The organism is Bradyrhizobium sp. BR13661 (assembly GCF_029892425.1).
Taxonomy (GTDB): domain Bacteria; phylum Pseudomonadota; class Alphaproteobacteria; order Rhizobiales; family Xanthobacteraceae; genus Bradyrhizobium.
Genome location: NZ_JARXWB010000003.1, coordinates 43,231 through 55,258 on the forward strand (window position 1 = coordinate 43,231; position 12,028 = coordinate 55,258).

The 12,028-nt window shown below is 64.9% G+C and carries 11 protein-coding genes; 7 read left to right on the forward strand and 4 right to left on the reverse strand.

Annotated elements, in window-relative coordinates; translation table 11 throughout:
* The first annotated feature begins 43 nt into the window (after positions 1-43).
* Positions 44-1,117: a malate/lactate/ureidoglycolate dehydrogenase gene (locus M2427_RS05860; RefSeq protein ID WP_280705259.1), complete on the forward strand. Its 1,074-nt coding sequence runs from the start codon at positions 44-46 to the stop codon at positions 1,115-1,117.
* A 65-nt stretch (positions 1,118-1,182) separates the two neighbouring features.
* Here M2427_RS05860 and M2427_RS05865 read toward each other — a convergent pair whose 3' ends face one another.
* Complete coding sequence (locus M2427_RS05865) at positions 1,183-2,256, reverse strand: tartrate dehydrogenase (protein WP_280705260.1); 1,074 nt, start codon at positions 2,254-2,256, stop codon at positions 1,183-1,185.
* 157 nt (positions 2,257-2,413) lie between these two features.
* Between M2427_RS05865 and M2427_RS05870 the strand changes: the two genes are divergently transcribed.
* Positions 2,414-3,190, forward strand: a complete 777-nt coding sequence (locus M2427_RS05870) for an SDR family oxidoreductase (protein ID WP_280705261.1) — start codon at positions 2,414-2,416, stop codon at positions 3,188-3,190.
* Positions 3,191-3,237: 47 nt separating this feature from the next.
* Positions 3,238-4,656 (forward strand): amidase family protein, encoded by a 1,419-nt coding sequence (locus tag M2427_RS05875; protein ID WP_280705262.1) that lies wholly within the window; start codon positions 3,238-3,240, stop codon positions 4,654-4,656.
* A gap of 145 nt (positions 4,657-4,801) precedes the next feature.
* Here M2427_RS05875 and M2427_RS05880 read toward each other — a convergent pair whose 3' ends face one another.
* Together M2427_RS05880 and M2427_RS05885 are read right to left on the reverse strand one after the other, a co-directional pair.
* Entirely contained in the window at positions 4,802-5,908 is a 1,107-nt protein-coding gene (locus tag M2427_RS05880; RefSeq protein WP_280705263.1) for an amino acid ABC transporter permease, read from the reverse strand.
* A gap of 2 nt (positions 5,909-5,910) precedes the next feature.
* Positions 5,911-7,098, reverse strand: coding sequence for an ABC transporter permease subunit (locus tag M2427_RS05885; protein WP_280705264.1), 1,188 nt, complete (start codon positions 7,096-7,098; stop codon positions 5,911-5,913).
* Between the two features lie 86 nt (positions 7,099-7,184).
* Between M2427_RS05885 and M2427_RS05890 the strand changes: the two genes are divergently transcribed.
* The 4 genes from M2427_RS05890 to M2427_RS05905 all read left to right on the forward strand — a co-directional run bounded on the left by M2427_RS05890 (position 7,185) and on the right by M2427_RS05905 (position 11,252).
* Positions 7,185-8,057: a MurR/RpiR family transcriptional regulator gene (locus tag M2427_RS05890; RefSeq protein ID WP_280705265.1), complete on the forward strand. Its 873-nt coding sequence runs from the start codon at positions 7,185-7,187 to the stop codon at positions 8,055-8,057.
* 3 nt (positions 8,058-8,060) lie between these two features.
* Positions 8,061-9,410 carry an aspartate aminotransferase family protein gene (locus tag M2427_RS05895; RefSeq protein ID WP_280705266.1) on the forward strand — a complete coding sequence of 450 codons (1,350 nt, stop codon included), beginning with the start codon at positions 8,061-8,063 and terminating at the stop codon, positions 9,408-9,410.
* 12 nt (positions 9,411-9,422) lie between these two features.
* Positions 9,423-10,436, forward strand: coding sequence for an amino acid ABC transporter substrate-binding protein (locus M2427_RS05900; RefSeq protein WP_280705267.1), 1,014 nt, complete (start codon positions 9,423-9,425; stop codon positions 10,434-10,436).
* Between the two features lie 165 nt (positions 10,437-10,601).
* Positions 10,602-11,252, forward strand: a complete 651-nt coding sequence (locus M2427_RS05905; protein WP_280705268.1) for an aspartate/glutamate racemase family protein — start codon at positions 10,602-10,604, stop codon at positions 11,250-11,252.
* Here the strand turns inward: M2427_RS05905 and M2427_RS05910 are convergent.
* A complete protein-coding gene (locus tag M2427_RS05910) occupies positions 11,249-11,896 on the reverse strand; it encodes a TetR/AcrR family transcriptional regulator (protein WP_280705269.1) in 648 nt (215 codons plus the stop codon). The genes M2427_RS05905 and M2427_RS05910 overlap by 4 nt on opposite strands.
* Positions 11,897-12,028: the final 132 nt, after the last annotated feature.

A 12,028-nucleotide genomic window follows, 5' to 3' on the forward strand; every position in this document is an offset into this window, starting at 1 on the left:
CCTACGCGCCCCGCCAGATCGTAAGAGGACAAGAGCAACAACAATGGCCGACACTCGCACCATCAAGGCAGAGCCGCTCACCAACGCCATCCGCGCCATCGTCAAGGCGGGTGGCTCCTCGGACCGCGAGGCAGAGCTCGTGTCCACCAACCTCGTCGAGGCTAATCTTAGGGGACATGACTCCCACGGCGTCGGCATGATCCCGCGCTATGTCCAGAGCGTCGTCAATGGCGGCCTTGCCGTGAACGCGCACGTCAAGACCGTACTCGACACCGGTCCCCTTCTGACCCTCGACGGCCTCACCGGCTACGGCCAGGTCATCGGCTATGAAGCGATGGAGCTGGCGGCCGAGCGCGCCAAGAAGAACGGTGTGTGTCTCGTCGGCCTCTCCAACGCACACCACATCGGCCGCATCGGCCACTGGGCCGAGCAGTGCATCGACCACGGCCTGGTCTCGATCCACTTCGTCAACGTGATCTCGCGCCCGATCGTTGCGCCCTGGGGCGGCAGCGACGCGCGCCACGGCACCAACCCGTTCTGCGTCGGCATCCCGCGCCGGGGCAAGGACCCGATCGTGCTCGACTTCGCCACCAGCCGGATCGCGCAGGGCAAGACCCGCGTCGCCCACAACAAGGGCGTCGAGCTTGAGCCCGGCACCATCATAGACAATGAAGGCAAGCCGACCGTCAACCCGCGCTACACCGTGATCCCGCCATACGGCGCCATCCTGCCGTTCGGCGAGCACAAGGGCTCGGGGCTCGCGCTGGTGTGCGAAATCCTCGGCGGCGCCCTTTCCGGCGGACAGGTCGTCAAGGGTCCGTCCGACGGCAAGTACAACGTCCTCAACGGCATGCTGTCGATCGTCATCGATCCGGGCAAGCTCGGCACCGGCGAGAACCTCGCGAGCGAAGTCGAGAGTTTTGTGGCCTGGCACACCGGCTCGCCGCCCGGCCCCGGCGTCGAGAAAGTGAAGATCGCCGGCGAGCCCGAACGCGAGACCAAGAAGAAGCGGCTCGCTGAAGGCATTCAAGTCGACCCGACCACTTGGCAGGAGATTCTGGAGGCCGGGAAGAAGTTCGGGATGGATCCGGGGGCGATCGAGACAATCGCAGGCTGATGGGCTACAGCATCACCGCGTCGTCCCCTTAAGCTGGGACGGCGCCGGGTGTGTGTTAGCGTCGCTTAGTCCACCATATCCGCAACCGCCTTGCCGCAGGCCGTGGTGTCCGCATTGCCGCCGAGATCCTTCGTCCGCAGCGTGCGCTCGGCGAGCGTACGCTCGATCGCCTCGACGATCGACTTGCCGGCTTCCTTCTCGCCGAGATGCTCGAGCATCATCGCGCCCGACCAGATCATGCCGATCGGATTGGCGATGCCCTGCCCCGCAATGTCGGGCGCCGAGCCGTGCACAGGCTCGAACACGGAGGGGAAATCGCCCTCGGGATTGATGTTGCCTGACGGTGCGATGCCGATGGTGCCGGTGCAGGCCGGGCCGAGATCGGAGAGGATGTCACCGAACAGGTTGGAGCCGACCACGACGTCGAACCAGTCGGGATGCAGCACGAAGTTCGCGGTGAGAATGTCGATGTGGTACTTGTCCCACTTCACGCCCGGGAACTTCTTGGCCATCGCCTCCACGCGCTCGTCCCAATAGGGCATGGTGATGGAGATGCCGTTCGACTTGGTCGCCGAGGTCAGATGCTTCTTCGGCCGCGACTGCGCTAGCTCGAAGGCGAACTTCAGGATGCGGTCGACGCCGGTGCGGGTCATCACCGTCTGCTGCGTGACGAACTCGCGGTCGGTATCGGGGAACATGCGGCCGCCGACGGAGGAATATTCACCTTCGGTGTTTTCGCGCACCACCCAGAAATCGATATCGCCGGGCTTGCGGTTCGCCAACGGCGACGGCACGCCGGGCATCAGACGCACGGGGCGGAGGTTCACATACTGATCAAACTCGCGGCGAAATTTGATCAGCGAGCCCCACAGCGACACGTGATCCGGAATTTTTGCCGGCCAGCCGACGGCACCGAAATAGATCGCGTCGTGCTTGCCGATCTTGTCCTTCCAGTCATCAGGCATCATCTGGCCGTGCTTCTCGTAATAGTCCCAGGACGAGAAGTCGAAATGGTCGAAATGCAGGGAGATCCCGTGCTTCTTCGCGGCTGCCTCCATCACCCGCAGGCCTTCCGGCATCACTTCCTTGCCGATGCCGTCGCCGGGAATGACTGCGATCCGGTATTGTTTCTTGCTCATCGAGAACGTCCCTGGTTGGTCCGGCAGCCGCCGTCTTTTTGACCGCACTGCAATGGACCAAACTCACCGGCAGTGCAACGCTGCACTGCAATGTTGACCGTGGCGCGGCCGACCGCCTACTGATTTCATCCTGGTTCCTCACCCGCGAGTACTTCACATGGATCTGCATCTGCGTGGCAAGCGCGTCCTGATCACAGGCGCGTCCAAGGGCATTGGCGCAGCCGCCGCCGAGGCGTTCGCCGAGGAAGGCGCGAACCTCCTGCTGGCTGCCCGCAGCGGCGATCAGCTCAAGGCGCTGGCCGACCGCCTGCGTTCAGCGCATCAGATCGATGCCGCGACGAGTGTCGTGGATCTGCGCAAGGCCGAGGACCTCGCGCGGCTCGCCAGGGAAGCCGCCGATATCGACGTGCTCGTCAACAATGCCGGCGATATCCCTGGCGGCTCGATCGACAAGATCGACGAGGCCACTTGGCGCCACGCCTGGGATTTGAAGGTGTTCGGCTATATCAACCTGACGCGGCAGGTCTACGCGCAGATGAAGGCCAAGGGCGGTGGCGTCATCGTCAACGACATCGGTGCTGCCGGCGAGAAGTTCGACGCAAATTACATCTGCGGCAGCGCCGGCAATGCCGCGCTGATGGCCTTCACCCGCGCGCTCGGCGGCAAGAGCCTCGCCGATAATATCCGCGTGGTCGGCATCAATCCTGGCCCCGTCGGCACCGACCGTCACGTCACGCTGCTGAAGACGCGGGCGCAGCACCAGTTCGGCGACGAGAACCGTTACAAGGAATTCCAGAAAGGCCTGCCGCTCGGCCGCCCCGCGCATGCGCGCGAGATCGGCGACCTCATGGCGTTCCTGGCGTCGGACCGTGCGGGCTATACGTCCGGCGTGATCTACACGGTGGACGGCGGTATCAGCGCCGGTTGGGGTTAAGTCTGTTTCCGTCGTTGCGAGCGAAGAGTAAGTCAGGAGTAGAATAGTTGTCTCAAGAGTTGATCCGCGAAACCGCCTGTGCTGTCGTCGACAAGCTGCGCTCCGGCGACGTCTCTCCACTCGAACTGCTTGAAGTGGTGGAGCAGCGCGTCAAGGAGGTCGACGGCAAAGTCAACGCACTGCCGACGCTATGCTTCGACCGCGCGCGGACGCACGCGAAGGCGCTGATGCAGAAGCCCGCCGGCGCACGCGGGCTGCTCGCAGGCCTGCCGGTGCCGATCAAGGATCTCACCGATGTCGCGGGCGTGCTGAACACCCAGGGCTCGCTGATCTTCAAAGACAACGTTCCCGCCACGTCCGACCTCATGGTCGAGAACCTCGAAGCCAATGGCGCGGTCGTCTACGCCAAGTCCAACACGCCGGAATTCGGCGCCGGTGCCAACACCTTCAACGAAGTGTTCGGCGCGACACTCAATCCTTGGGACACATCGAAGTCAGCGGCTGGCTCCTCCGGAGGCGCCGCGGCCGCACTTGCGACCGGCATGGCCTGGCTCGCGCAGGGCTCCGACATGGGCGGCTCGTTGCGCAGCCCCGCGGCCTTCTGCGGCGTCGTCGGCATGCGGCCGAGCATCGGCCGCGTCGCGCATACGCCTAAATCAAGCATTGATCGCAATCTCGGCGTCGTCGGCCCGATGGCCCGCAATGTCGAGGATCTCGCATTGCTGTTGGATGCCATGAGCGGCGATTATGCGGATGATCCGCTGTCGCTGCCGGCGCCCGCGACCTCGTTCCTATCCGCGGCAAAATCAGGCAAGAGGCCAAAGCGCATCGCCTATTCGCCCAATCTCGGCATCACACCTGTCGATCCCGAAGTGAAGGCAATCACGCGCAAGGCCGCCGAGCGCTTTGCCGAGGCCGGCGCCATCGTCGAGGAGGCGCATCCGGACTGGCGCGAGGCGCATGAATGCTTCCACGTGCTGCGCGCCTTCGACTTCGCGATCACCAAGGCCAATCTGCTGCGCACCAAGCGCGACCTGCTCAAGCCCGAGGTGATCTGGAACATCGAAGAGGGCCTCAAGCTCACCGTCGACCAGCTCGCGCGTGCCGAAGCGCAGCGCGTCGGCATGACCGCGCGCGCGATCGAGTTCTTCGAGACCTATGATCTGCTGCTAACGCCGACCACGATCGTGCCCCCCTTCCCGATCGAGCACCGCTATGTCGCGGAATGTGCGGGCAAGACATTCGAGAACTACGTCGAATGGCTCGGCATCGTCTACGCCATCACGCTCGCCTGCTGCCCGTCGCTGTCCCTGCCCTGCGGCTTCACCGCCTCGGGCCTGCCGGTCGGCGTGCAGGTGGTCGGCGCACCGCGCGCGGATGCACAGGTGATCGCGGGCGCGAGGGTGCTGGAGGATATTCTGGGGCTCCGCGGACAGACGCCGATTGACCCCAGGGTGAAGAAGTAACGGCTCCTGTGCCCCGGACGCAGCGCCTCTTCGGCGAATGCGCTGCAGAGCCGGGGCCCATCTCTCCGGGACCTCCCGCGCAACTTCTGGGTCCCGGCTCTGCGGCGCAGCACTTACGCGCTGCACCTTGTCCGGGACACAAACCTCACCTTCCGCTCGTGGCCTCCAGGCTCCGGCTGTAGCGCGACATCGCGAAGCAGAAGACGAAATAAATTGCGGCAACGAAGATATAGACCTCGACCGAAAACTGCTGCCAGGCCGGATCGATGATCGCGGTCTTGGCCGTGGTGAGCAGGTCGAAGATGCCGATGATCAGCACCAGGCTGGTGTCCTTGAAGAAGGCGATGAAGGTGTTGACCAGCGGCGGGATGACGTGGCGGATCGCCTGCGGCAGCACGATCAGCCGGTGCTTGCGCCAATAGGACAGCCCCAGCGCGTCGGCGGCCTCGTATTGGCCGCGCGGTACGGCCTGAAGACCGCCGCGGATCACTTCGGCCAAATAAGCACCGGCGAACAGGATGATCGCGATCTGCGCGCGTAGCAGCTTGTCGATGTTGAATCCGCTGGGCATGAACAGCGGAAACATCACGCTCGCCATGAACAGCAGGCTGACCAGCGGCACGCCGCGGATCAGCTCGACATAGAGCACGCTCAACGAACGGATCGCCGGCAGCTTCGAGCGTCGGCCGAGCGCCACCAAAATGCCGAGCGGAAAACCGAACGCCAATCCGAACGTGGCCAGGATCAGCGTCACCGGCAATCCGCCCCAGCGGTCCTGTGAAACGAAGGACAGCCCGAACACACCGCCCCACATCAGCGCGCTGATCAGCGCCAGCGCACCAATCCAGAGCAAGGCGAGCTCGCGCCGCCATAGCGCACGGCGGGTGGACAGATAGTACAGCGCAATGAACAGCGCGACCGACAGTGCCGGCCGCCACTGCTCGTCGAACGGGTAAGTGCCGAACAGGATGAAGCGGTACTTTTCAGGAATGATCGCCCAGCAGGCACCTAGGCCGCGCACCGCCTTGCAGGCGCTGGAATCATTGGCCGGCGTGAGCCAGACCGCGTTGGCAATGCCCCATTGCACGAAGCTGATTACGCCTTTCGCCAGCACCGCCAGCAGGACGACTGTAAGGATGCTGTTGGGGATCGAGGAGAACAGATTGGTGCGCAGCCAGCGCAGCACCGGGTTGCCGATTTGCGGACGGCGGGCAGCGCGCGGCAGGTCGGGCATGTCGGTGATCGCGGTCATGCTCACCGCTCCGCCAGCGCGATGCGCGAATTGTACCAGTTCATGAAGAAGCTGATGCCAAGGCTGATCGTGAGGAAGACCGCCATGATCAGCGAAATCGCCTCGATCGCCTGCCCGGTCTGGTTCAACGTGGTGTTGGCGACCGAGACCACGTCCTGGTAGCCGATCGCGACCGCGAGCGAGGAATTCTTGGTCAAATTGAGATACTGGCTCGTCATCGGCGGCACGATCACGCGCAGCGCCTGTGGCAGGATGATCTGCCGCAGCATGAAGCTGCGGCGCAGGCCCAGCGCACTGGCCGCATCCCACTGGCCGCGCGGCACCGACTGGATGCCGCTGCGCACGATCTCGGCGATGAAGGCCGAGGTGTAGGTCACGAGCGCAATCAGCAGCGCGAAATATTCCGGCGCGAGCGTCAGCCCTCCGACGAAGTTGAAGCCACGCAGCTGCGGCCATTCGATGGTCCAGGATACGCCGAGCAACAGCGACACCGCCGCCGGAAGCACGACAATCAAACCAAGCGCAAACGGCCAGGCCGGCCGCGGCTTGCCATCACGCATCTGCTGCGCCACCAGCCAACGCTGAATGAGATAGAACGCGACGCAGCCAAGAGCGGCCGTGCCGAGCACCCAAAGCTGCGGCGAGCCGAGCGGAATGGCCGGCAGGATGAGGCCACGATTGGAGAGGAACACCCCCTCGACCGGTCGCCACGCAGCCCGCGCGGCCGGCAGCGCCTGCATCAGCACGTACCAGAACAGCAATTGAAGCAGCAGCGGGACGTCGCGCAGGACTTCGACATAGACGGCGGCAAGCCGCGACAGCAGCCAATTCGCCGACAGCCGCGAGATGCCGATCAGCGTGCCCATGATGGTGGCCAGCATGATGCCGATCACGGCAACGCGCAGCGTATTGGCGATGCCGACGACGAAAGCCCAGAGGTAGCTATCTCCAGGATTGTAGGCGAGCAGGCTGTCGGCGATCGGCATGCCGGCCTCTCGGCCGAGAAAGGCAAAGCCGGTGGTGATGCGGCGGGCCGAGAGGTTGGTGACGGTGTTGGACCACAGGAAGACCACGACCGCGACGGCGATGCCGACCACCAGCACCTGCCAGAACAGGCCCTTCAATTCGTTCGGTCCGAGCGCGCCGAAAAGGCTGCGGCTCGGCGGCGGCCTGGGATCATCCGAGGTCACGGCACAAAAATCCTTCCTGAAACAGCGATTTCCGGCGGCGCGCGTCAACTGTTGCACCAATCCAAGAACCGTGCAACAAATGTTTCATGGCCGTATCAGCGAAATCCTCGCCGTTGAGCGAACTGCGCATTGCATTGCCATCGCTCCCCCTGCGCTTGCAGGAGGTCGGGCGTTTTGTCGCAGCCAACGACTACGACGCCACGACGCGCTCGATGCGCGATCTCGCCGCGGAAGCCGGCGCCGACCCTGCCGCGTTCACACGGCTTGCCAAAGCCATCGGCTATTCCGGCTGGGATGAATTGCGCGCCGCGCTGACCGAGGCACGACGCCCGTCGCAGACCTCACCGTTCTCCGGCCGCGCCAAGAACCGACGTCACGGTCCAAACGCCGATGTTGCGCTTATCACCGACAAGCTCGAGGCTGAGGCTGCGGGCCTGCCGCGCATCTCGGCGCAAACGATCGCGGAGGCAGCCCGCGCGCTGCACGAGGCCAAGCGGATCTGGATCACGGGCTATCGCAGCTGCCGGAGCGTCGCGGAATTGCTGAACTACGAGCTGCGGCTGTTCCGGCCCGAGCAGGTGCAGATCGTCGGCAGCTCCGGCCCTGACGATCTCGATCTCGGCGCGTTCCGCCCGGGCGAGGCCGTGATCGTGATCGGCTTCATGCCCTATACAAATGCGAGCGTCCGCGTCGCCCAGGCCGCTTATCGCGCCGGCGCGACGCTGATCGCGATCGCGGATAGCGTCGCCGCACCGATGGCCGAGGGCGCCGACCACGTCCTGCTGTTCGAAGCGGCGTCCTCGCCGGGCTTCTTCCCGAGTCTGACCGGCGCGCTCGCGATCGCCCAGTCGCTGGCCGCGGTGACGTTCTCGCTCGGCGGCGCGGCTGCCAAGAAGCGCCTTCAGGATACCGAGGCCCGGCTCGCCGCAGCCTCCACCTACGTCTCGGAGAAAGGTTGACCCATGAGCACCCGCACCAGCCGCGTGCTACATCGCTCGTTGCGTGAGACGCCACCGAAGGCAATCGGCGGCGAGGGTGTCTATCTCTTTGCCGAGGACGGCCGCCGCGTGATCGACGCCTCCGGCGGCGCAGCCGTCTCCTGCCTCGGGCACCAGCATCCGCGCGTGATCGCGGCGATGGCGAAGCAGGCCTCGACGCTCGCCTATGCCCACACCGCTTTCTTCTCCTCCGAGCCGGCGGAGCGGCTTGCCGAAACGCTGGTCGGGCACGAGCCCGGCGGCCTCGCCTATGCCTATTTCGTCAGCGGCGGATCGGAGGCAATCGAGGCCAGCATCAAGCTCGCGCGACAATATTTCATCGAGCGCGGCGAGCCGCAGCGACAGCATTTCATTGCACGGCGGCAGAGCTATCACGGCAACACGCTCGGCGCGCTCGCTGCGGGCGGCAATGCCTGGCGGCGCGCGCCCTACGCTCCGCTGCTCTCGGCGGCCTTTAGCCATGTGACGCCGGCTTTCGCCTATCACGAGAAGCACGACGGTGAATCCGATACGCAATTCGTGGCACGTCTCGCCGGCGAACTCGAAGCCGAGTTTCAGCGGCTCGGTCCGAATACGGTCGCGGCATTCCTCGCCGAGCCGGTCGTCGGCGCCACTGCCGGCGCAGTCACTGCGCCGGACGGCTACTTCAAGGCCGTGCGCGAGATCTGCGACCGGCATGGCGCACTCCTCATCCTCGACGAGGTCATGAGCGGCATGGGCCGCACCGGCACCACGCACGCCTGGGAGCAGGAAGGCATCGCGCCCGATATCCAGGCCATCGCAAAGGGTCTCGGCGGCGGCTACCAGCCGATCGGTGCGATGCTCGCCAGCGGCAAGATCATCGACACGATTCGCTCAGGCTCCGGCGCGTTCCAGCACGGCCACACTTATCTCGCACACCCCCTCGCCTGCGCGGCGGCGCTCGCGGTGCAGGACGTGATCCGGGAGGACAATCTGCTCGAGCAAATCAAGCTGCGCGGCAAGCAGCTCGAGCAGCGGCTGGTCGAGCGCTTCGGCAATCACCGACATGTCGGCGACATCAGGGGCCGAGGGCTGTTCTGGGCGATCGAGCTCGTCGCCGATCGCGCCAGCCGTGCTTCGTTCGATCCGGCGCTCAAACTCAATCAAAAGATCAAGGCGGAAGCCTTCGCCAACGGGCTCGGCTGCTATCCCGGCGGCGGCACCGTGGATGGCGTCCGCGGCGACCACGTGCTGCTGGCGCCACCCTATATCGTCTCCGCGGACGAGATCGATCAGATCGTCGACAAGCTCGGCACGGCCGTCGACAACGTGTTGCGTAGTTTCAATCACTGAGGGGAGAGTAGCATGACGAGGACAATGGTTATCGCAGCGGGCGTGCTCGCGGCGTCGGCGGTGGTCGCGCAAGCCGCGACGCTCGACACGGTCAAGAGCCGCGGCACGCTGGTGTGCGGCGTCAGTGCCGGCTTTGCCGGCTTCTCTGCGCCGGACTCGCAGGGCAATTACAAGGGCCTCGACGTCGACTATTGCCGCGCGCTCGCGGCCGGCGTGTTAGGGGATCCCAACAAGGTGCGCTACGTCTCGCTGACGGCGCAAAACCGATTCACGGCGCTTCAGTCGGGCGAGATCGATGTGCTCTACCGCAACTCGACCCAGACATATTTGCGCGGCGTCACGCTGGGGCTGCGGCAGGGTCCGATCAACTTCTACGACGGCCAGGGCTTTGTCGTGAAGAAGGACCTCGGCGTGAAGGAGCTGAAGGATCTCAAGGGAGCCACCGTTTGCGTGGCGCAGGGCACCACGCATGAAGTCACGCTCGGCGATTACGGCCGCGCCAACGGCATCGATTGGAGGCCGCTGGTATTCGACCGCGTCGACACCATGTACCAGACCTTCTTCGGCGGCCGCTGCGATGCCATGACCCAGGACGCCTCTGCGCTCGCGGGCGCCGTGACGACCGCGGCACCGAACCCGGCCGATTACGTCGTGCTGCCGCAGACCATCAGCAAGGAGCCGCTCGGCCCCTTCACCCGCAACGGCGACGAAATCTGGAGCGACATCATCACCTGGCTGCATTACGGCCTGATCGAGGCCGAGGAGCTCGGCGTCACCCAGGCCAATGTCGACGAGATGACGAAGTCGCAGACGCCGGCGATCCAGCGCCTGTTAGGTGCCTCCGGCGATCTCGGCTCGCGGCTTGGGCTCGACAACAAATGGCTGGTGACGGCTCTCAAGGCCACCGGCAATTACGGCGAGATCTTTGAGCGCAATGTCGGCAAGGCAAGCCCGCTCAAGCTCGAGCGCGGCCTCAACGGCCTCTGGAGCAAGGGCGGCTTGATGTACGCGGTGCCGTTCAAGTAAACGTCTCCCGTGTCCCGGACGCGCTGCGGCGTGCAACGCCGCTGCGCTGAGCCGGGACCCAGGAAGCCACGGCTTCTGGCGCTCCAAAAGAATGGGCCCCGGCTCAGCAGCGCATCACTTCGTGCTGCGCTGCGTCCGGGGCACGAGACTAGGTAGTTACCTTCAATGACGACACCCCCTCGCATCGCCCTGATCCACGCCCTCAAGCATTCCATCGCCCCGATCGAGGCGGCTTTCGCGGCGGCGTGGCCCGACGCGCGGCTGATGAACCTGCTCGACGACAGCTTGTCGGCAGATCTGGCACGCGACGGCGCGCTCAACGAGGCCATGACCGAGCGCTTCCTCGCACTCAGCGATTATGCAGCGGCGACCGGCGCGAACGCCATTCTGTTCACCTGCTCTGCCTTCGGCCCTTGCATCGAGGCCGTCGCACAGGCTCACGCACCGATGCCGGTGCTCAAGCCGAACGAGGCGATGATCGAGCGCGCGGTGACGATGGGCAAGAAGATCGGCCTGCTCTCCACCTTCCCGCCGACGCTGGTCTCGATGCCGCCGGAGTTTCCGGCCTCCGTCCAGATCGTGCCGAAACTTGCAGAAGGTGCGCTGGCCGCACTCGACCGCGGCGATCGGGCCACGCATGACCGCCTGATTGTCGAAGCGTCAAAGGATTTGCGCAACTGCGACGTCATCGCGCTGGCCCAATTCAGCATCGCAGCGACGGCGCCGATGGTCGCGGAGGCCACCGGCCGCCCCGTTGTGACGACACCGGACAGCGCGGTTGAAAAACTGATGGGGCTGCTGAAACCGAAAGCCTAGGCTCCGACCTTTTTCTGCCGCCGCGCGTCCTTGATCGCGACCGCGAGCGCGGCCTTGGTCTCGTTCACGAAATCCTCAACCAGTTCCTCGCGTGTGGCATGTGCGGCCTCGCCGGTGAACAGGCCCTGCTCGGCGAGCATCACCACGCCGTGCAGCGCCGCCCAGATCTTGAGGGCCTGACGCTCGCGCAAATAGCCGACCGCAGGCGCCTCCAGCGCTTCGATCACGAGCGCAAACGTCTCCCGGGTGGCCTCGTGCAGCTCGCTGCCCTTGGCGGCGCACGAGACGGTGCGGGACGCGAACATCAGACGGTAGACACCATTGCGACGGAGACCGAAGTCGAGGGTGGCCTGCGCCAGCCGAGACAATTTCGATTGCCTTGAGGGCTTCGTCATGGTTTCGCGCAGCATCGCGCTGAACTGCCGAAACGCCTCTGCCGTCACCGCCGTCAGCAAGGCCTCGCGGTCAGCAAAATGGCGGTAGGGCGCCGGTTGCGAGACGCCAAGCTGTCTTGCCAGCGCCTTGATGCTGATCGCCTCTGCCCCGCCCTGCTCCGCATCGCGCAGCGCGGCCTTGATCAGGGCGTCTCGGAGATCGCCATGGTGGTAGGTGTTCCCGGGTTTACGGGCGAGATGTGACCGCATGCTACCGCGAAGCCTATAAGTTTGCGCTTGACAGGGGAAGCCTGTCGCGAATGTAATAGCATATAACTTAGAACAAGCGGCAAATGCCGCAGACAATATTGACAAGAGGAACGCGCCGCCCTTCGGGCCACG

Coding starts and splice junctions, on each gene's coding strand:
- M2427_RS05860 (WP_280705259.1), top strand. CDS start 44: ATGGCCGACACTCGCACCATCAAGGCAGAGCCGCTCACCAACGCCATC.
- M2427_RS05865 (WP_280705260.1), bottom strand. CDS start 2,256: ATGAGCAAGAAACAATACCGGATCGCAGTCATTCCCGGCGACGGCATC.
- M2427_RS05870 (WP_280705261.1), top strand. CDS start 2,414: ATGGATCTGCATCTGCGTGGCAAGCGCGTCCTGATCACAGGCGCGTCC.
- M2427_RS05880 (WP_280705263.1), bottom strand. CDS start 5,908: ATGACCGCGATCACCGACATGCCCGACCTGCCGCGCGCTGCCCGCCGT.
- M2427_RS05890 (WP_280705265.1), top strand. CDS start 7,185: ATGGCCGTATCAGCGAAATCCTCGCCGTTGAGCGAACTGCGCATTGCA.
- M2427_RS05895 (WP_280705266.1), top strand. CDS start 8,061: ATGAGCACCCGCACCAGCCGCGTGCTACATCGCTCGTTGCGTGAGACG.
- M2427_RS05900 (WP_280705267.1), top strand. CDS start 9,423: ATGACGAGGACAATGGTTATCGCAGCGGGCGTGCTCGCGGCGTCGGCG.
- M2427_RS05905 (WP_280705268.1), top strand. CDS start 10,602: ATGACGACACCCCCTCGCATCGCCCTGATCCACGCCCTCAAGCATTCC.
- M2427_RS05910 (WP_280705269.1), bottom strand. CDS start 11,896: ATGCGGTCACATCTCGCCCGTAAACCCGGGAACACCTACCACCATGGC.